This is a genomic window from Bradyrhizobium sp. JR4.3 (genome assembly GCF_040547695.1).
GTDB classification, from domain to species: domain Bacteria; phylum Pseudomonadota; class Alphaproteobacteria; order Rhizobiales; family Xanthobacteraceae; genus Bradyrhizobium; species Bradyrhizobium canariense.
The window spans coordinates 24961-43900 of the sequence record NZ_JBEPQF010000024.1; the positions used below are offsets into that span (position 1 = coordinate 24961).

Consider the following 18940-nt stretch of genomic DNA (forward strand, 5'->3'; position numbering starts at 1 on the left):
CAGAAGGTTGAAACTCCCATGGCCGCCCCCCTCAAAGCCGTCGACGGCAATGCCGATCTTCAGGCGCTGATGACCGATCTCGGTACCCGTGCCCGCGCTGCCGCGCGCGTGCTGGGGCTGGCGCCGCCGGAGCAGAAGAACCGGGCGCTCGAGGCCATGGAGCGGGCGATCCGCAACAATGCAGCTGCGATCCTTGCCGCCAATGCCGAGGACGTCACCGAGGCCCGCGCCTCCGGCAATGCCACCTCGTCCTTCATCGACCGCCTGACGCTGACGCCGGCGCGGGTCGAGGGCATGGCCGAGGGCATCGGCATCGTGCGCGGCATCGCCGATCCGGTCGGCATCGTCACCGAGAGCTGGCAGCGGCCGAACGGCATGACCATCGAGCGCGTGCGCGTGCCGCTCGGCGTCGTCGGCGTGATTTTTGAGAGCCGGCCAAACGTTGCGGCGGACGCTGGCGTGCTGTGCCTGAAGTCGGGCAATGCCGTGATCCTCCGCGGCGGCTCCGACAGTTTCCGCTCCTGCCGCGCGATCCATGACTGCCTGGTGCAGGGCCTGCGCGAAGCGGGCCTCCCCGAGGCTGCAATCACGCTGGTGCCGACGCGCGACCGTGCGGCGGTCGGCCAGATGTTGTCGGGGTTGAACGGCGCCGTCGACGTGATCGTGCCGCGCGGAGGCAAGAGCCTCGTCGCGCGCGTCGAGCAGGAAGCGCGCGTGCCGGTGTTCGCGCATCTCGAAGGCGTCAATCACGTCTACGTCGACGGCAGCGCCGACCTCGCCATGGCGAAATCGATCGTGCTCAATGCCAAGATGCGGCGCACCGGCGTCTGCGGTGCCGCCGAGACGCTGCTGGTCGATCGCGCCGCTGCCGGTAAAAATCTCAAGCCGCTGGTCGAGATGCTAATCGAGGCCGGCTGCGAAGTGCGCGGCGACGATGCCGTGCAAAAGACCGATGCCCGCGTCAAACCCGCGAGCGCGGACGATTGGGACACCGAATATCTCGATGCGATCATCGCAGCGAAGGTGGTGGACGGCGTCGACGGCGCGATTGCGCATATCCAGAACCACGGCTCGCACCATACCGATGCGATCGTGAGCGCCGATGAGACCGCTGCGAAGAAATTCCTGAGCGAGGTCGATTCCGCGATCGTGCTGCACAACGCCTCGACACAGTTCGCCGACGGCGGCGAGTTCGGCTTCGGCGCCGAGATCGGCATCGCCACCGGCAGATTCCATGCCCGCGGCCCGGTTGGCGCCGAGCAGCTGACGAGCTTCAAATATCGCGTTCACGGCACCGGACAGACGCGGCCGTAGGCGACGCAAGGCGCGGGGCATTGAGCAACAATTTCGTCGCGCCACGTTTCTTCGCGCAGGCCATACCAAGCCACACTTCGGGCATGCGTATCGGCCTGCTCGGCGGCTCGTTCAATCCGCCGCACCAGGCCCATCGCGCGATCAGCCAGTTCGCGCTGAAACGTCTCCAGCTCGATCGCGTGTGGTGGTTGGTGACGCCAGGCAATCCGCTGAAGGAGAACGGCGCGTTGCACGAGCTCGGCGAGCGCATGCAGGCGGCGCGCGACGTGGCGGACGATCCCAGGATCGAGGTCAGCTGTCTCGAATCCGTCATTCGCACGCGCTATACCATCGACACGATCAACACCTTGCGCCGCCGCCTCTCGGGCTTGCGCTTTGTCTGGATCATGGGCGCCGACAACCTCGCTCAATTCCATCGTTGGCAGCACTGGCGGCGCATCGCCGGTCAGGTGCCGATCGCGGTCATCGATCGCCCGCCGCAGAGCTTTCGCGCCCTCGCCTCTCCCGCCGCCCAGGCGCTCAGGCGCTATCGGATGCCGGAGAATGAGGCGCCATTGCTTGCCGATCGGGCCGCCCCGGCCTGGGTATTCCTGACCGGTATGAAGCTGAATCTCTCGTCGACCGGCTTACGGAACCCGGACGGAAGCTGGAAAGGTACGAAGTGAGTCAGATTGTGCGAACGCCATCCGGCCTTCGGGCTCTCTGGCATATTGAAACCCTTAACCCCACATGATGTAGTGTAACCAGTGAGCGCCGGATTCGGCGTTCGCGATACAGTGAAAGGAATGGTCCCTGACCACATCTGTATTGTCCAAGACAGCATCACCCAAGACGGCTTCACCGAAGTCTGTTTTACCCAAGGTTGCCAAGCCGACGCGTAAAACATCGACCAAAGCTGCGGCCTTGAAGGCGCAACCCGACGCCGACAAGACGCTGAGCCTGATCCTCTCCCGCCTCGACGACATGAAGGCGGAAGAGACGGTTACCATCGACCTTCGCGGCAAATCGGCCTACTCCGACTACATGATCGTCACGACCGGCCGGGTGAACCGGCACGTCGGCGCGATCGCGGAGAACGTCGCCAAAGGCCTCAAGGAAAACGGCATCAAGAACATCCACGTCGAGGGCTTGCCCAATTGCGACTGGGTGCTGATCGATTCCGGCGATGTGATCGTGCACGTGTTCAGACCCGAGGTCCGCGAGTTCTACAGTCTCGAGAGATTGTACACGCAGGGCCCAGGGGCGGCGAAGGCGATCTGAGAGGCTGCTGGCCGATTTCGAATCGGCTGACGCGCATGCTAGCGTCGTGCGCGCGCATATCGCGCGCGGTCCAGAAAACGCGACCCTGAACATATCATGCGCATAGCTGTCATTGCGGTGGGCCGGCTGAAGCAGGGCCCCGAACGGGAGCTTGCCGACCGCTATTTCGAGCGGTTCGACGAGGCCGGCCGCAAGCTCGGATTCCGCGAGCTCGCCATCCACGAATTGCCCGAAAGCCGCGCGCGCGATACCGCGACGCGGATGGCCGAAGAGGCCGCGGCGATCTCGGCGCATATTCCCGAAAAATCGGTCCTGGTGGCGCTGGACGAGCGCGGCCAGAATCTGGATTCGACCGTATTCGCACGGCATCTCGGCCGCTGGCGCGACGAGGGTGCCGGTCATACTATCTTCATGATCGGAGGGGCGGACGGACTTTCGCCCGAATTGCGCCGTAAGGCCAAGCTCGCGATCGCGTTCGGCTCTGCGACCTGGCCGCATCAAATGGTCCGCGTCATGCTTCTGGAACAGCTTTATCGGGCCGCCACCATTCTGGCCGGCCACCCCTATCACCGCGCGTGATCCGCGCCACAACGAGCACCTTTGCCTAAAGCGATGCGAGCGCCTGTCCTCAACCTGCTGCTGATCGCCGGCATGACCGGCGCAAGTATTTTGGGCGCAAGCCTTGCGCAAGCTCAGACGCCTGCACCGCAGACTGCGGCCGTCGCGCCCGATGCGATCAAGCAGCGCGAGCAGGAGCTCGAAGCCGCGCGCGCCAGCAAGAAGAGCGCGGAGGAAGCGCAGGCCAAGCTCAAGGCCGAGATCACCTCGCTCGGCCAGGACCGCACCCAGCTCAATCAACAGTTGATCGACACCGCCGCCAATGTGCGCACCGTCGAGACCAAGATCGACGAAGCCGAAGCGCGGCTGCGATCGCTGAACGGCCGCGAGCAGGCGATGCGCAGCTCGCTCGATTCGCGCCGCGCCGACATCGTCGAGGTGCTGGCGGCCTTGCAGCGCGCCGGAAGGCGGACGCCGCCGGCGCTGTTGGTACGGCCCGAGGACGCGCTGCAATCGCTGCGCACGGCGATGCTGCTCGGTGCCGTGGTGCCGGAATTGCGCGGGCGCGCCGAGAAGATCGCAAGCGAGCTCGGCGAGCTCGTGGCCTTGCGCAAGACCATCGCGACCGAGCGCGACCAGCTTGCCTCCGACCGCGACAAGGTCCGCAACGACCAGACCCGGCTCGCGGCTCTGGTCGACGAGCGGCAGCGCCAGCAGGCGTCGCGCGAAAAGGACCTCGACGCCGAGAATGCGCGTGCCGTCGCGCTCTCACGACAGGTCGGCGATCTCCAGGGGCTGATCGCCAAGATGGAGCAGGATCTGCAAAGTGCCGCCAAGGCGGCCGAGAAGGCGGCTGAGGCCGCCAAGCAGGCCGAGGCAAAGGCGGCTGCAAACGCAGCCGCCAGCGCCAAGACCGGCCCTGGCGCTTTCAAGGATCGTTCCCGGACCACCCCTGCGATGGCCTTCGCTGCGGCCAAGGGCCTGCTGCCTCTTCCGGTTAACGGTAACAAGATCAGGGATTTCGGCGGTTCGGACGGGCTCGGCGGGGTCCAGAAGGGCATTTCGCTGGCGACCCGGCCCGGCTCCCAGGTCACGACGCCGTGTGATGGCTGGGTCGTCTATGCCGGCCCCTTCCGCAGCTATGGACAACTCTTGATCCTCAATGCCGGGGGCGGGTATCATGTGCTGATCGCCGGGATGGAGCGCATTTCGGTCAACATCGGTCAGTTTGTGCTCACGGGGGAGCCTGTCGCGACCATGGGGTCGACTTCTCAAGTCGCCTCCATTCTCGCCACGAACGCGAGTCAACCTGTGCTCTATGTCGAGTTCCGCAAAGACGGCACTCCAATCGATCCAGGCCCATGGTGGGCCGCAAATGAAGGCGAGAAGGTTCGCGGATGATGCGCAAGACTTCAGTTATCCTCCTCAGCGCGGCCACCGGTGCGGCGCTGACGCTGTTCGTGACGCAACCGCGCGCAGTCTTCATGGGCTCCAGCGCGCGAGCCGCCACCGCGGACACCTATCGCCAGCTCAATTTGTTCGGCGACGTCTTCGAGCGCGTGCGCTCGGACTATGTCGAGAAGCCCGACGACACCAAGCTGATCGAATCCGCGATCAGCGGCATGCTCACCGGTCTCGATCCGCATTCGAGCTACATGGACGCCAAGAGCTTCCGCGACATGCAGGTGCAGACCCGCGGTGAGTTCGGCGGCCTCGGCATCGAAGTCACGATGGAAGACGGCCTGATCAAGGTGGTCTCCCCGATCGACGACACCCCGGCCTCGCGGGCCGGCGTCATGGCCAACGACATCATCACCAATCTCGACGACGAGGCGGTGCAGGGCCTGACCCTGAACCAGGCGGTCGAGAAGATGCGCGGCCCCGTCAACACCAAGATCAAGCTCAAGATCATCCGCAAGGGCCAGGACAATCCGATCGACGTCACGCTGGTGCGCGACAATATCCGCGTCCGCTCGGTGCGCGCCCGCATCGAGGCCGACGACATCGCCTATATCCGCATCACCACCTTCAACGAGCAGACCACCGAAGGCCTGAAGCGCGAGGTCGCCAACCTCTCGAATCAGATCGGCGACAAGCTGAAGGGCTACGTCATCGACCTCCGCAACAACCCGGGCGGCCTGCTCGAGGAAGCGGTCACCGTCTCCGACTCCTTCCTGGAGAAGGGCGAGATCGTCTCGACCCGCGGCCGCAATGCCGAGGAGACCCAGCGCCGGACCGCGCATACGGGCGACCTCACCAAGGGCAAGCCGGTCATCGTGCTGGTCAATGGCGGCTCGGCTTCGGCGTCGGAGATCGTCGCCGGCGCGCTGCAGGACCACAAGCGCGCGACCATCGTCGGCACGCGTTCGTTCGGCAAGGGCTCGGTGCAGACCATCATTCCGCTCGGCTCCGGCAACGGCGCGCTGCGTCTGACCACGGCGCGCTACTACACGCCGTCGGGCAAGTCGATCCAGGCCAAGGGCATCGTGCCCGACATCGAAGTGCTGCAGGACGTGCCGGACGAGCTGAAGTCGCGCACCGACACCAAGGGCGAAGCTTCGCTGCGCGGCCATCTCAAGAACGACGGCGACGAGAAGACCGGCTCGCAGTCCTACGTTCCGCCGGACGCCAAGGACGACAAGGCGCTCAAGCTCGCCGACGATTTGCTCCACGGCATCAAGAACAGCGCCTCCGCGGCGCCCACCCCGGGCGGCGACAAGGCCACGACCGACAAGCCCAAAGCGGCGAACTAAGTCGGCGCATCGCGATCTGACGAAAAGGGCGGCTCCCGGAGCCGCCCTTTTTGCTTGGAACTCCTGATATCCCCGGCCTATCCCGGCCTGCCGCCGCTTGACCCCGGCGTGGTATCGTCATCTCGAGTGATTCGGGATCGCGCATGACTGAAACGGCCGATGATCTGAGCGCCCCGCTCGGACGGGACAAGCCGCGCCGGAAACGCCGGCTGCGGCTGCCGTTCACCGCCATGCAGCTGCTCGCAGTCCTGCTCGGCCTGTTCCTGGTCACCTTTGCCGGCTTCGCCATCTTCAACAAGGATCCGCTCGGCGGCGAGCCGATGACGCGGCTCGCGATCCGCGAGCCCAGTGCCGCAGACAAGGCCGGCGACGACAAGCCGGCCGCCGCCAGCCACGGCCAGGACAGCAAGCAGGAAAGCAAGCACGAGGCCAAGGAGGCACCGAAGCAGGCGGGCGAGCAGAAGACCGTCACCATGATCGACGGTTCCACCGGCACCCGCCACGACGTGGTGATCGGCGGCGATGCCGCCGGCAAGAGCGAGGCGGCCTCAGCCTCCGCACCGCCGCCCGTCATGGCCGGGATCGACACAAAACTCCTCGAGAAATCGCGCTACGGCATGATCCCGGCGATTTCCGGGGATCTGAAGCCGTTCAACGTCTATGCGGCGGATGCCGATCGCGCCAAGGCCGCCAAGATGCCGGTGGTCGCGATCCTGATCGGCGGCCTCGGCGTCGGCGCCGCCAAGACCACCGATGCCATCATGCGGCTGCCACCGGCGGTGACGCTGGCCTTCACGCCTTATGGGTCCGATCCAGGAAAACTCGCCGAGCGCGCCCGCGCCCAGCGCCACGAGATCTTCCTCCAGATTCCGATGGAGCCCTACGACTTCCCAGACAACGATCCGGGACCGCAGACGCTGCTGACCTCGCTGAGTGCCGACCAGAACATGGACCGCCTGTACTGGCATCTGAGCCGGATCCAGGGCTATGCCGGCCTCACCAATTTCATGGGTGCCCGCTTCATCGCAACGGAGCCGGCGATGCAGCCGATCATCCGCGAGGCGGCCAGGCGCGGTCTCGGCTTCTTCGACGACGGCTCCTCGCCCCGCAGCATCGCACCGCAAGCCGCCGGCAGCCTGGCGATGCCGTTCGGCAAGGGCGATATCGCAATCGACGCAGTGCCGACCCCGGCGGAGATCGACCGCGCCCTGACCAAGCTCGAAGCGGCGGCACGCGAGCGCGGCGTGGCCGTAGGCACCGCCTCCGCCCTCCCGGTCTCGATCGAGCGCATTGGCGTCTGGACCAAAACATTGGGCGACCGAGGTATCCTTTTGGTGCCATTGACAACCGCGATGCTGAAATCAAAATCCAGCTAAATCAACGGATTGGTACGGCACAGGCCCGCGGGGCCTGCTTCAGCCTTACCGACGGCATGCGAGAGGTCTGGCGGAATGGCGCGTTACGAGGATCTGCCCTACCGGACCTGCGTCGGCGTGATGTTGCTCAACAAGGACGGACTGGTGTTCATCGGCCGGCGTGCCGGCGGCATCGAGCATGTCGACGACACCCATGTCTGGCAGATGCCGCAGGGCGGCGTCGATCCCGGCGAGGACAATTGGGAGGCCGCCAAGCGCGAGCTCTATGAGGAGACCAGCGTCCGTTCGGTCGAGCGGCTCGGCGAGGTTCCGGACTGGCTCACTTACGACATTCCGCGCACGGTTGCCGGGCGCGCCTGGAAGGGCCGCTACCGCGGCCAGCGCCAGAAATGGTTCGCGGTCCGCTTCACCGGCAAGGACAGCGAGATCAACGTCGAAAAGCCCGGCGGCGGCCACAAGGCCGAGTTCGTGAGCTGGCGCTGGGAACCGATGAAGAACCTGACCGGGCTGATCATCCCGTTCAAGCGTCCGGTCTACGAGCGCGTGGTGAAGGAATTTTCCGCGCTGGCGCAGGATTAGTTCAGGTCGCCATTCTAGCTTGATGCTAATGCATCGCCTGAAATGACGACGAGAGATCCACGCGTGACCCATGAAAAGCCTTACCGTCCCAATGTCGGAATCGCGCTGTTCAATGCCGATGGCCGCGTGCTGATCGGGCATCGCTTCAAGGGCGACGGACCCGAGATCATCCTGCCGGGCCTCGACTGGCAGATGCCGCAGGGCGGCGTCGACGAGGGCGAGGATTTGCGCGATGCCGCGCTGCGCGAGCTCTGGGAAGAGACCAGCGTCAAGAGCGCAACCTATCTCGGCGAGACCGACTGGCTGACTTACGAATTTCCGCCCTATGACGGACCGCAGACGCATCGGCTGGCGAAATTCCGCGGCCAGCGCCAGAAATGGTTCGCGCTGCGCTTCACCGGCAAGGATGACGAGATCGATCCGCTGACGCCGCGCAACGGACAGCCCGCCGAGTTCGACGCCTGGCGCTGGGAGCGGCTCGACCGTGTCCCCGATGTCGTGGTGCCGTTCCGCCGCCACGTCTACAGCGCAGTGGCGCAGCAGTTTGCGCCCTTCGCGAACTAAAAACGCGAAAACAACCCCATGCACAGTAGAACGGGGTTGAAATCATTAGAGAACTTTCGCCGGAAATTTGCGCGAGCCTAATTGATCGGTCCCACCGTGAACGGGCCGATCGCGATGACGTGGCAGTCGCTGTCGCGCTTGGCGCAGTCGGCGAGCGCGGAATTGACGGCGGTCTGCTCGTCCGCGGCCTTGAGGCCGAGGCCCGGCCGGCCCGCGGTGCCGACCGCGACGGCGTTCCAGCCCATGCCGTCGGCGAGCTTGCGCACGACCTCGTCGCGCGCATCTGCGACGATCGACGCGTTGGACGCCGCGTGGAAGAAGCCGGTGATCCTCAGCAGGGTCGGGATCGGCACGACGAAATTCTCGTCGACCGCAACGACCAGGCAAGCGACGCCGGCGATCGCGCCGCACGATTCCAGCGAACGCCGCGCGGCATCGTCGGCGGATGATGCGCCCATCACCATGAAATATTGACCGCCCGGGCCGAGCGCGACCGCGCGGGATTTTGCAGCGGGCACGAACATGTTCTCGAGGCGGACTTTCGCGGGATCGCGCACCATCGGAAAGTCTTTGGAGGCAAAGGCGCGCTCGGTCATGGCATCATGCCGGACGAACGGTTGCGGCGGCATCGGCGGCTTGCCGTGCGTGTAGACGATAGTGTTGCCGACCGCATAGAGCTCGCAGCGCCGCGGCGACTGCGCGGCATCGGCGCGCTTCTGACACTGATCGAGTGCGGCGTTGCGCGCGGCTTCCTCGTTCGGCTGATTCAACGACGCGCCGGTGAACCCGCCGACATTGAGCGCGAACGCCTTGTAGTTGCCGGCAGCGGAATAGTCGCCAGCCAGGTAGTTGCGGATGCGCTCGTTGATGAAGGGGACGCTGTCGGCGGGAAACTTGCCGGCCATCGGCGAAGCGGAGGGTGCCGGCATGGGCATCGGCGCTTTCGCCGCCATGGTGGATGACGGGCTTGGCGCAGTTGATGCGGGGCTTGATGCAGAGCTTGGCGCAATCGCTGCGATCGCCGGCGCCCTGGTCGTCTCGAGCTTGGTGAAATAGAGGAAGCCACCGGCGCCGATGGCGACGACGGAGACGACACCGACCACCAGCGGCCACATCCAGTTCGGCGCGGCCGCAGCCTTCGCCACCTTCTTGATCTGCGGCGTGGCGTAGCTGCCGTCCCCGCGCCGCATTGCCACCATGTAGGCGTGCACCGGCGTCGGGATGTTCTTGACTTCCTGCGCGCCGATATCGGCGAACTGCACCGACAGCTTGTTGGCGACCTGCTCGTGCACGGCGCGGGAGACGCAGATGCCGCCGACCTCGGCGAGGCCCTCGAGCCGGGCGGCGATGTTGACGCCGTCACCGAGCAGATCGCCGTCGCGCTCGACCACGTCGCCGATGGTGATGCCGATGCGGAACGACATCTGCCGGCTCGGCGGATAGGCCATGTTGCGGGTACGCAGGGATTCCTGAATGTCGATCGCGCAACGCACCGCATCGACTGCGCTTGGAAATTCGGCGAGCACGGCATCGCCCGCGGTGTTGAAGATGCGTCCGCCCGCCTTGGCAATGAAATCGTCGACGACCTCGCGATAGGAGGCGAGACGCCGCAGCGTCTCCTCTTCGTCTTCCGCGACCAGTCGTGAATAGCCGGCAATATCGGCTGCGAAAATCGCTGCGATCTTGCGTTTCATTTGCGGCCGGCCCCCGGAACAAAGTTCGCGAGCGCAGAATGGCGCGATTGGCGGCGCGGTGCAACAAAGTTTCAGCGCCCGCCACTTCCGTGACGAGCGCTGAACTTATTCAGGAATTTTCAGTTCGGGCCCCGGCGCGATGCACCGGGGCTTAGTGCATAGCCGTGCTGCTGAGCTGCTGCTGGATGCTCTTGAAGTGGTCGAGCCGCGCGATGGCTTGATCGAGCTCGTTGCCTTCGTGCTCCTTCAATCCCTCTTCCATCTCCGAGATAGTCGCGGCGAACTGGGCGCGATCGAGCTCGGCCAGCGAGGTCGCGACGTCGGCGAGTACCGTCAGGCCCTTGTCGGAAACTTCGGCGATACCGCCGAGCACGATGATCTTCTCGTGCTTGCCGCCGGTGGTCACGGTGAGAATGCCGGGCCGGATCGCGGCCACGACCGGAGCGTGTCCCGCCAGCACGCCGAAATCACCTTCGACGCCGGGGATATCGACCTGGTCGACCTCGCCCGAGAAGGCGAGCTTTTCCGGCGAGACGAGATCGAAGTGGAAGGTGGCCATTGGAAACCTGCGAATGGTGAGTAGCGAATCGCGAATGGAGCGGGAGCAGCGCGACTATTCGCTACTCCCTGCTCGCCCTTCGCAGCTTAGGCCGCCTCGGCCGCCAGCTTCTTGCCCTTCTCGATCGCCTCTTCGATGGTGCCGACCATGTAGAAGGCGGCTTCCGGCAGGTGGTCGTACTTGCCTTCGCAGAGGCCGCGGAAGCCCTTGATGGTGTCCGCGAGATCGACAAACTTGCCGGGCGAGCCGGTGAAGATTTCGGCGACGTGGAACGGCTGCGATAGGAAGCGCTCGATCTTGCGGGCGCGGGCCACCGTCAGCTTGTCCTCTTCCGAAAGCTCGTCCATGCCGAGAATGGCGATGATGTCCTGCAGCGACTTGTAGCGCTGCAGCACCTGCTGGACCTGACGCGCGGTGTCGTAGTGCTCCTGACCGACGACGAGCGGCGAGAGCATGCGCGAGGTCGAGTCGAGCGGATCCACCGCCGGATAGATGCCCTTTTCCGAGATCGCGCGGTTCAACACCGTGGTGGCGTCCAAATGTGCGAACGAGGTCGCGGGCGCCGGGTCGGTCAAGTCGTCGGCCGGAACGTAAATGGCCTGCACCGAGGTGATCGAACCCTTCTGCGTGGTGGTGATGCGCTCCTGCAGCGCGCCCATGTCGGTGGCAAGCGTCGGCTGGTAACCCACGGCGCTCGGGATACGACCGAGCAGCGCCGACACTTCAGAACCGGCCTGGGTGAAGCGGAAGATGTTGTCGACGAAGAACAGCACGTCCTGGCCCTGGTCACGGAAGTGCTCGGCGACGGTCAGACCGGTGAGGCCGACGCGGGCGCGGGCGCCGGGCGGCTCGTTCATCTGGCCGAACACCAGCGCGCATTTCGACTTGACGCTCGGATCCGGATTGTGCGGATCGGCGTTGACCTTGGACTCGATGAATTCGTGATAGAGGTCGTTGCCCTCGCGGGTACGCTCGCCGACGCCGGCGAACACGGAGTAACCACCGTGCGCCTTCGCGACGTTGTTGATCAGCTCCTGAATCAGCACGGTCTTGCCGACGCCGGCGCCGCCGAACAGGCCGATCTTGCCGCCCTTGGCGTAGGGCGCGAGCAAGTCGACGACCTTGATGCCGGTGACGAGAATTTCAGCTTCGGTCGACTGGTCGGTGTAGCTCGGCGCTTCCTGGTGGATGGCGCGCTTGCCTTCGGACTGGATCGGGCCGGCTTCGTCGATCGGTTCGCCGATCACGTTCATGATGCGGCCGAGCGTGCCCGCGCCCACCGGAACCGAGATCGGCTGACCGGTGTCGGTCACTGCCTGGCCGCGGACCAGACCTTCGGTCACGTCCATCGCGATCGTGCGCACGGTGGACTCACCGAGATGCTGCGCAACTTCCAGCACGAGGCGGATGTTGCCGTTCTTGGTTTCCAACGAATTCAGAATGGCCGGCAGATGGCCTTCGAACTGAACGTCGACGACGGCGCCCATGACCTGGGTGACGCGACCGACCTGGTTAGCTGCTGTAGCCATGAAGCTCTCCTTCGAAATTCTTTACTTGAACGACCGTCGTTTGATTCTTGCGTCAGACCGCCTCGGCGCCGGAGATGATCTCGATCAGCTCCTTGGTGATCTGGGCTTGACGGGTTCGGTTGTAGATCTGGGTTTGCTTGCGGATCATTTCGCCGGCGTTGCGGGTGGCGTTGTCCATGGAGCTCATCTGCGCGCCATAGAACGAGGCGTTGTTTTCCAGCAGTGCACGGAAAATCTGGACCGCGATATTCCGCGGCAACAGGCCGGAGAGGAGTTCATCTTCCTCCGGCTCGTAGTCGTAGGACGTCGACGGCGCGTTCGCCGCCTTTTCTTCCACGGTCAGCGGAATGATCTGCTGCGCGGTCGGGACCTGGGCAATCACCGACTTGAACTGGGCGTAGAACAGCGTGCAGACGTCGAATTCGCCGTTGTCGAAGCGGGCCAGAACCTTCTTTGCGATGTCCTCGGCGTTGACGAAGCCGAGCTGACGAACGCCGCGCAGGTCGAGATGCTCGACGATCTGCTTGTCGTAGAGACGGCGGAGCTGCTCGTAGCCCTTGCGGCCGACGCAGAAGATTTTGACTTCCTTGCCCTGCGCCAGCAGCGCCTGGGCGCGCTCGCGCGCGAGGCGCACGATCGAGGAGTTGAACGCCCCGGACAGACCGCGCTCGCCGGTGCAGACCAGCAGCAGGTGAACCTGATCCTTGCCGGTGCCGGCCAGCAGCACCGGAGCGCCGGGCGAACCGGCGGCAGCGCTGGCGATATTGGAGATCACCGCGCTCATCTTGTCGGCATAGGGCCGCGCCGCCTCGGCCGCCTGCTGGGCGCGGCGCAACCGGGACGCTGCGACCATCTGCATGGCCTTGGTGATCTTCTGCGTCGCCTTGGTGGAGGCGATGCGGACGCGCATGTCTTTAAGTGACGCCATTCTTCGTTCACCCCGGCGGTTCGATCCCCTGGATCAAGCCGCTAGCCTATCCCAGTCGTCATGCCCGGGCGTGTCCCGGGCATCCACGTCTTCGTTTCCATGCGGTGAGGCACGGAAGGCCGGGACAACAAGCCCGGCCTTTGCGACCGTTCTCTTATGCGAAGCTCTTGGCGAAACCTTCGACCACCGACTTCAGCTTGGCGGCACTGTCGTCGGAGAGATCGCGGCTGTCGCGGATCGCGTTGAGGATCTCGACGTTCTTGCCGCGCAGCAGCGACAACAGACCGTCCTCGAACGCGCGCACCTTGTTGACCGGAAGCGGATCGAGATAGCCGTTGGTGCCGGCCCAGATCACGCAGACCTGCTCTTCCATCTTCAGCGGCGCGAACTGCGGCTGCTTCAGGAGCTCGGTGAGACGCGAGCCGCGGTTGAGCAGGCGCTGGGTCGAGGCGTCGAGGTCGGAGCCGAACTGCGCGAACGCCGCCATTTCGCGGTACTGCGCGAGCTCGCCCTTGATCTTGCCGGCGACCTTCTTGGTGGCCTTGGTCTGCGCCGAGGAGCCGACGCGCGACACCGACAGACCGACGTTCACCGCGGGGCGGATGCCCTGGAAGAACAGGTCGGTTTCCAGGAAGATCTGGCCGTCGGTGATCGAGATGACGTTGGTCGGAATGTAGGCCGACACGTCGTTGGCCTGGGTTTCGATGACCGGTAGCGCCGTCAGCGAGCCCGAGCCCTGGTCCTTGTTCAGCTTCGCCGCGCGCTCGAGCAGGCGGGAATGCAGATAGAACACGTCGCCCGGATAGGCTTCGCGGCCCGGCGGACGGCGCAGCAGGAGCGACATCTGGCGGTAGGCGACGGCCTGCTTGGACAAATCGTCATAGATGATGACGGCGTGCATGCCGTTGTCGCGGAAGTACTCGCCCATGGTGCAGCCGGTGAACGGCGCGATGTACTGCATCGGCGCCGGATCCGACGCGGTAGCGGCCACGATGATCGAATATTCGAGCGCGCCCTGCTCTTCCAGCACCTTCACGAACTGGGCAACGGTCGAGCGCTTCTGGCCGATCGCGACGTAGACGCAATACAGCTTGATGTTCTCGTCCGGCTGCGCGTTGAGCGGCTTCTGGTTGAGGATGGTGTCGAGCGCGATCGCGGTCTTGCCGGTCTGACGGTCGCCGATGATCAGCTCGCGCTGGCCGCGGCCGATCGGGATCAGGGCGTCGATCGCCTTGAGGCCGGTCGCCATCGGCTCGTTCACCGATTTGCGCGGAATGATGCCGGGCGCCTTGACGTCGACGCGCATGCGCTTGTCGGCCTGGATCGGGCCCTTGCCGTCGATCGGATTGCCGAGCGCGTCGACGACGCGGCCGAGCAGGCCCTTGCCGACCGGCGCGTCCACGATGGCGCGGGTGCGCTTGACGGTCTGGCCTTCCTTGATCTCGCGGTCGGCGCCGAAAATGACGATACCGACGTTGTCGGTCTCGAGGTTCAGCGCCATGCCGCGGGTGCCGTTCTCGAACTCGACCATTTCACCGGCCTGGACGTTATCCAGACCGTAAACGCGGGCGATACCGTCGCCGACGGACAGCACCTGTCCGACTTCGGAGACTTCAGCTTCCTGGCCGAAATTCTTGATCTGGTCCTTGAGGATCGCGGAAATTTCCGCGGCGCGGATGTCCATCAGCCTGCCTCTTTCATCGCGTGCTTGATCGAATTGAGTTTGGTGCGAAGCGAGCTATCGATCATCCGGCTGCCAAGCTTGACCACGAGGCCACCGATGATCGAGGGATCGATCTTCACGTTGAGCGCGACGTCCTTGCCGGTCACCGACTTCAGGGCAACCTTGAGGGCGTCGAGATTCTTGTCCGAGAGCGCCTCCGCCACGGTGACGTCGGCCGTCGCCTCGCCCTTGAACCTGGCGACCAGGGCGCGATAGGCGCGGATGACGTCAGCCACCGCGAACAGGCGGCGGTTGGCGGTCAGCACTTTCAGGAAATTGGCGGAGATGCCGGCGATGCCCGCCTTCTCCAGCACGGCCGAGAGGGCCCTGGACTGGGCATCGGCCGCGAACACAGGGCTGCGGACGAGGCGCTTCAGATCGGCGCTTTCGTTCAGCATGCCCTCGAATTTTTCGAGATCGGCTTTGACCTCGTCGACCACTTTCTGGTCGCGGGCCAGTTCAAACAAGGCCGTTGCATAACGGCCCGACACACCGGAAACGGACGTATCTTCTGCAGCCACAGACGTGCTCTTTTTGCTGTCAAACTCGCAAGGGAAAAACCGTCGCCACAAAGCGGCGCCTAGCGATCCAAGCCCTTGGAATTCAAGCGGGACTTCGATTTTCGACCCCACACGGAAGTGCCGGGCTCGTTAAAATCGCGGCTTTGCTAACATAGCAGGCGCGCACGTGCAACATGACGCCAAATTAAAGGCATGACGTTCTGTCGCCAGTTCGTCGCAGTCCACGACGACGCGACGACGACCTGCCACGCCGCGGAATTGCCACAGCGCTTAAGCGAGCCCTCGAGCCGACGCCGGGCCATTGGTTCCTGCCCACAGCGCATAGCGGCCATGAACACGGATTGCTGAGGCGTGATTTCGGGCGCATCCGCTTCACTCGCCGAATACTTACCCAATTCTAAACGCAGAAAGCGATGACTTCGTTTTACAGTATTCGCGAGTAGTTTAGAGGTTAACGAATCGTTAAAATTTCAATATTACGGAATGTCGGCTGAATATCTCTGCGGGTAACAAGATATTACACGGCGACACAGAACGGATTTACTGCCCAATTCACGCCTCATTAGGAATCGAAACGCGGTCCCGCTCGCAAACTTACGGGGGCTCCACTTGCCACATATGTGGCAATACTAGCTTAGGGACCAATATATGCTTTGTTTGAAGACGCTGGGCTCAGTGACCCGGCCGCGTACGGCGATCGCCTTTGTTGCCGCAACTCTTCTCATCGGGGGAACTGCCACCGAAGCTTCCGCCAAATCCCGGCATCACCATCGGTATTCCCATCACCGCCACCAGGCCCAGAACGATGCCAACACGTCCTCCGATTGGCGTAACGCCAATGCGTCGATGACGCCGTCGCAGGGCACCGGACGTGCCTTCTCCGGCATGGCTTCCTTTTACGGGAACGAGTCCGGCAGCAGGACTGCCTCGGGCCAGCGCTTCAACCAGAACGCCATGACCGCGGCGCACCGTTCGCTGCCGTTCGGCACCAAGCTGCGGGTCACCCATGGCGGCTCCAGCGTCATCGTCACCATCAACGACCGTGGCCCGTTCGTTCGCGGCCGTGTCCTCGACCTCTCCACGGGCGCTGCCCGCGCTATCGGCCTCACCGGCGCCGGCGTCGGCCGCGTCACCGCGGAAGTCGTCTCCTAAGACGCGCGACGCGTGAAACAAGCCCGCCGTCTTGGGGGACGGCGGGCTTCGTCATTCCGGGGCGCGCGCAGCGCGAGCCCGGAATCCATCGAACAGCAGGGTCGGTGGATGAATGGATTCCGGGTTCGCGACTTCGTCGCGCCCCGGAATGACAGCGGCTACAAAAAGCTCTGCGGATCGACGTCGACCTCGAGCTTTTGATTGCCCTTCGGCTTCGGGCATACGGCAAGCCAGTTGCGCAGATAATCCGACAGGTCGAAGCCGCGCGCCGATTTCAACAGGATGCGGAAGCGGTAGCGGCCCTTGATGACGGCGAGCGGGGCTTCCGCCGGGCCCAGCACCACCACCCGCTCGTCGCGCGGCGCGAGCGCAACGAGGTGGCGGCCAAAGCCTTCGGCGCTCGGCCGGTCGCCGGCGGAAATGATCAGGCTCGCGAGCCGCCCGAACGGCGGATAGAGCGTGCGTTCGCGCAAATCGATCTCGCTGTCGTAGAACGCTTCACGGTCGCAGGCGATCAGCGCCTTCATCACGGGATGGTCGGGCTGGTGGGTCTGGAGATAGCCGACGCCGCGGCCCTGCTCGCGCCCGGCGCGGCCGATCACCTGGTTGAGCAATTGCCAGGTGCGCTCGGAGGCGCGCGGATCGCCATTGGACAGGCCGAGATCCGCATCGACCACGCCGACAAGATTGAGCCGCGGGAAATTGTGGCCCTTGGCGACGAGCTGGGTGCCGATGATGACGTCGACGCGGCCCTCCGCGATGTCATTCAGCTCGGAGCGCATCGTCTCGATCGAGGTGATGAGATCGCTCGACAGCACCATGGTGCGCGCCTCCGGGAACAGCGCGGCCGCCTCTTCCTGCAAGCGCTCGACGCCGGGCCCGACCGCGACCAGCGATTCCTCCGCCGCGCAATGCGGGCAGGTTTGCGGACGCGGCATCGAGAAGCCGCAATGGTGACAGACGAGGCGCTGGCGGAAGCGGTGATCGACCAACCAGGCATCGCAGATGGTGCAGGCAAAGCGATGGCCGCAGGCGCGGCACAGCGTCAACGGCGCATAGCCGCGGCGATTGAGGAACAATAGCGCCTGCTCGCGCCGCTCGATCGCGGTCCTGATCTCGGACGCGAGCCGCGGCGAGATGAAGCGGCCGCGCGCCGGCGGCTCGCGGCGCATGTCGATGGCCTCGATATGCGGCATGTGCTGGCCGCCGAAGCGTGACGGCAGCGCGATGCGCTGATAGCGGTTCTTGCGCGCATTGACCTCGGATTCGACCGACGGCGTCGCCGATGCCAGCACGATCGGAACCTTCGCGATATGCGCGCGCACCACCGCCATGTCGCGGGCGTGATAATGCACGCCTTCGTCCTGCTTGTAGGCCTGGTCGTGCTCTTCATCGACCACGATGAGGCCGAGATTGGCGTAGGGCAGAAACAGCGCCGAGCGCGCGCCGACCACGACCGGCGCGCTGCCCTCGGAGATCGCCGCCCAATTGCGTGCGCGGGTGCGCGGCGTCAGCTCGGAATGCCATTCCAAGGGACGCACGCCAAAACGCTGCGCGAAGCGATCGAGGAACTGGCCGGTGAGCGCGATCTCCGGCATCAGGATCAGCGACTGTTTTCCGCGGCGGATCGCCTCGGCCACGGCTTCGAAGTAAACCTCGGTCTTGCCCGAGCCGGTGACACCGTCGAGCAGCGCGACGTGAAAGCTGCCGTTGGCCGCGAGCGCGCGCATCGCATCAACTCCGGCGCGCTGGAGCGGCGAAAAATCCGGCCGGCTGAAATCCGGATCGGGCGGCGGCGGCGGTGGAGGCGGCGGCATCGGCTCGACCGTGAGCGTGCCTTCGTCGACGAGGCCGTCGATCACGCCGGCCGAAACGCCGGCCTCCTTGGCCGCCTCGGACTTGCCGTGCAGCAGCCGGTCCGACAGCACCTCGATCAGGCGCTGCCGCGCCGGCGTCAGTCGCCGCGGGAGATCGCCGGTCAGGCGCACGCCGGCGCGCACCCGCTCGGGGCCGAGGTTCTCGCCCATCCGCAGGCACATGCGCAGTACCATGCCGCGCGGGCTCAGCGTGTAATTGGCGATCCAGTCCACGACTGCACGCAGCTCGGGCTTCAGCGGCGGGATGTCGAGCTTTTCGCTGACCTCCTTGAGGCGGTTGTGCAGGCGCGGATCCGGATTGGCGTTTTCGGCCCAAACCACGGCGAGCACCTCGCGCGGGCCGAGCGGCACGCCAATAATGTCGCCCGCCTTCAGCTCCATCCCGCGCGGCACCTTGTAGGAATAGGTCTGGTCGAGCGCGACCGGCACCAGCACGTCGACCATGCGGGTCGCGTTGGCGGAGACGGCGTTGCTGCGCGACGTGTGGTCCATGGAGGGGAATCGGAACCCGGGGGCTTCAAGGCTAGCGCCCTGAGGCGGCCTTAGCGAACGA

Annotated in this window: 17 protein-coding genes; 10 read left to right on the forward strand and 7 right to left on the reverse strand. The window is 64.9% G+C overall.

Going from position 1 to position 18940, the window contains the following annotated elements:
* The first annotated feature begins 18 nt into the window (after nt 1-18).
* The 9 genes from ABIB91_RS29770 to ABIB91_RS29810 all read left to right on the forward strand — a co-directional run bounded on the left by ABIB91_RS29770 (nt 19) and on the right by ABIB91_RS29810 (nt 8404).
* The gene (locus ABIB91_RS29770; RefSeq protein ID WP_354169789.1) at nt 19-1314 is read left to right on the forward strand and encodes a glutamate-5-semialdehyde dehydrogenase; all 1296 of its coding nucleotides are present in this window, start codon (nt 19-21) and stop codon (nt 1312-1314) included.
* Nucleotides 1315-1334: 20 nt separating this feature from the next.
* On the forward strand, nt 1335-1979 hold the full coding sequence (locus tag ABIB91_RS29775; protein WP_354169791.1) for a nicotinate-nucleotide adenylyltransferase: 645 nt from the start codon (nt 1335-1337) through the stop codon (nt 1977-1979).
* Between the two features lie 238 nt (nt 1980-2217).
* Nucleotides 2218-2574 carry a ribosome silencing factor gene (rsfS, locus tag ABIB91_RS29780; protein WP_007598906.1) on the forward strand — a complete coding sequence of 119 codons (357 nt, stop codon included), beginning with the start codon at nt 2218-2220 and terminating at the stop codon, nt 2572-2574.
* A gap of 96 nt (nt 2575-2670) precedes the next feature.
* The gene (gene rlmH, locus ABIB91_RS29785; RefSeq protein ID WP_007598905.1) at nt 2671-3153 is read left to right on the forward strand and encodes a 23S rRNA (pseudouridine(1915)-N(3))-methyltransferase RlmH; all 483 of its coding nucleotides are present in this window, start codon (nt 2671-2673) and stop codon (nt 3151-3153) included.
* Between the two features lie 33 nt (nt 3154-3186).
* Complete coding sequence (locus ABIB91_RS29790) at nt 3187-4533, forward strand: murein hydrolase activator EnvC family protein (protein WP_219681804.1); 1347 nt, start codon at nt 3187-3189, stop codon at nt 4531-4533.
* Nucleotides 4530-5885: a S41 family peptidase gene (locus tag ABIB91_RS29795; protein WP_007598902.1), complete on the forward strand. Its 1356-nt coding sequence runs from the start codon at nt 4530-4532 to the stop codon at nt 5883-5885. The genes ABIB91_RS29790 and ABIB91_RS29795 overlap by 4 nt, the downstream gene beginning before the upstream one ends.
* Nucleotides 5886-6028: 143 nt before the next feature.
* Entirely contained in the window at nt 6029-7261 is a 1233-nt protein-coding gene (locus ABIB91_RS29800; RefSeq protein ID WP_354169795.1) for a divergent polysaccharide deacetylase family protein, read from the forward strand.
* 75 nt (nt 7262-7336) lie between these two features.
* Nucleotides 7337-7840: an RNA pyrophosphohydrolase gene (locus ABIB91_RS29805; protein WP_007604352.1), complete on the forward strand. Its 504-nt coding sequence runs from the start codon at nt 7337-7339 to the stop codon at nt 7838-7840.
* 63 nt (nt 7841-7903) lie between these two features.
* The gene (locus tag ABIB91_RS29810; protein WP_007598899.1) at nt 7904-8404 is read left to right on the forward strand and encodes an RNA pyrophosphohydrolase; all 501 of its coding nucleotides are present in this window, start codon (nt 7904-7906) and stop codon (nt 8402-8404) included.
* A 77-nt stretch (nt 8405-8481) separates the two neighbouring features.
* On the opposite strand, the gene ABIB91_RS29815 is transcribed toward ABIB91_RS29810, so the two are convergent.
* The 6 genes from ABIB91_RS29815 to ABIB91_RS29840 all read right to left on the reverse strand — a co-directional run bounded on the left by ABIB91_RS29815 (nt 8482) and on the right by ABIB91_RS29840 (nt 15358).
* Entirely contained in the window at nt 8482-10098 is a 1617-nt protein-coding gene (locus ABIB91_RS29815) for an adenylate/guanylate cyclase domain-containing protein (RefSeq protein WP_354169798.1), read from the reverse strand.
* A gap of 151 nt (nt 10099-10249) precedes the next feature.
* Nucleotides 10250-10657, reverse strand: coding sequence for a F0F1 ATP synthase subunit epsilon (locus ABIB91_RS29820; RefSeq protein WP_007598897.1), 408 nt, complete (start codon nt 10655-10657; stop codon nt 10250-10252).
* Between the two features lie 86 nt (nt 10658-10743).
* Nucleotides 10744-12186, reverse strand: a complete 1443-nt coding sequence (atpD, locus tag ABIB91_RS29825; RefSeq protein ID WP_354169800.1) for a F0F1 ATP synthase subunit beta — start codon at nt 12184-12186, stop codon at nt 10744-10746.
* 52 nt (nt 12187-12238) lie between these two features.
* The gene (locus ABIB91_RS29830; RefSeq protein ID WP_354169802.1) at nt 12239-13114 is read right to left on the reverse strand and encodes a F0F1 ATP synthase subunit gamma; all 876 of its coding nucleotides are present in this window, start codon (nt 13112-13114) and stop codon (nt 12239-12241) included.
* Nucleotides 13115-13268: 154 nt separating this feature from the next.
* Nucleotides 13269-14798, reverse strand: a complete 1530-nt coding sequence (gene atpA / locus ABIB91_RS29835) for a F0F1 ATP synthase subunit alpha (protein ID WP_106945574.1) — start codon at nt 14796-14798, stop codon at nt 13269-13271.
* The gene (locus ABIB91_RS29840) at nt 14798-15358 is read right to left on the reverse strand and encodes a F0F1 ATP synthase subunit delta (RefSeq protein WP_354169804.1); all 561 of its coding nucleotides are present in this window, start codon (nt 15356-15358) and stop codon (nt 14798-14800) included. Before ABIB91_RS29840 ends, atpA begins: the two co-directional genes overlap by 1 nt.
* Before the next feature lie 648 nt (nt 15359-16006).
* Here ABIB91_RS29840 and ABIB91_RS29845 point away from each other — a divergent pair.
* Nucleotides 16007-16510, forward strand: a complete 504-nt coding sequence (locus ABIB91_RS29845) for a septal ring lytic transglycosylase RlpA family protein (RefSeq protein ID WP_354169806.1) — start codon at nt 16007-16009, stop codon at nt 16508-16510.
* 158 nt (nt 16511-16668) lie between these two features.
* On the opposite strand, the gene ABIB91_RS29850 is transcribed toward ABIB91_RS29845, so the two are convergent.
* The gene (locus ABIB91_RS29850; RefSeq protein WP_354169808.1) at nt 16669-18879 is read right to left on the reverse strand and encodes a primosomal protein N'; all 2211 of its coding nucleotides are present in this window, start codon (nt 18877-18879) and stop codon (nt 16669-16671) included.
* Between the last annotated feature and the right edge of the window lie 61 nt (nt 18880-18940).

What these genes read in the sequence shown, in the direction of transcription:
- ABIB91_RS29770 (WP_354169789.1), top strand. Translation starts at nt 19, where the DNA reads ATGGCCGCCCCCCTCAAAGCCGTCGACGGCAATGCCGATCTTCAGGCG.
- rlmH (WP_007598905.1), top strand. Translation starts at nt 2,671, where the DNA reads ATGCGCATAGCTGTCATTGCGGTGGGCCGGCTGAAGCAGGGCCCCGAA.
- ABIB91_RS29790 (WP_219681804.1), top strand. Translation starts at nt 3,187, where the DNA reads ATGCGAGCGCCTGTCCTCAACCTGCTGCTGATCGCCGGCATGACCGGC.
- ABIB91_RS29795 (WP_007598902.1), top strand. Translation starts at nt 4,530, where the DNA reads ATGATGCGCAAGACTTCAGTTATCCTCCTCAGCGCGGCCACCGGTGCG.
- ABIB91_RS29800 (WP_354169795.1), top strand. Translation starts at nt 6,029, where the DNA reads ATGACTGAAACGGCCGATGATCTGAGCGCCCCGCTCGGACGGGACAAG.
- ABIB91_RS29805 (WP_007604352.1), top strand. Translation starts at nt 7,337, where the DNA reads ATGGCGCGTTACGAGGATCTGCCCTACCGGACCTGCGTCGGCGTGATG.
- ABIB91_RS29815 (WP_354169798.1), bottom strand. Translation starts at nt 10,098, where the DNA reads ATGAAACGCAAGATCGCAGCGATTTTCGCAGCCGATATTGCCGGCTAT.
- ABIB91_RS29820 (WP_007598897.1), bottom strand. Translation starts at nt 10,657, where the DNA reads ATGGCCACCTTCCACTTCGATCTCGTCTCGCCGGAAAAGCTCGCCTTC.
- atpD (WP_354169800.1), bottom strand. Translation starts at nt 12,186, where the DNA reads ATGGCTACAGCAGCTAACCAGGTCGGTCGCGTCACCCAGGTCATGGGC.
- ABIB91_RS29830 (WP_354169802.1), bottom strand. Translation starts at nt 13,114, where the DNA reads ATGGCGTCACTTAAAGACATGCGCGTCCGCATCGCCTCCACCAAGGCG.
- atpA (WP_106945574.1), bottom strand. Translation starts at nt 14,798, where the DNA reads ATGGACATCCGCGCCGCGGAAATTTCCGCGATCCTCAAGGACCAGATC.
- ABIB91_RS29845 (WP_354169806.1), top strand. Translation starts at nt 16,007, where the DNA reads ATGCTTTGTTTGAAGACGCTGGGCTCAGTGACCCGGCCGCGTACGGCG.
- ABIB91_RS29850 (WP_354169808.1), bottom strand. Translation starts at nt 18,879, where the DNA reads ATGGACCACACGTCGCGCAGCAACGCCGTCTCCGCCAACGCGACCCGC.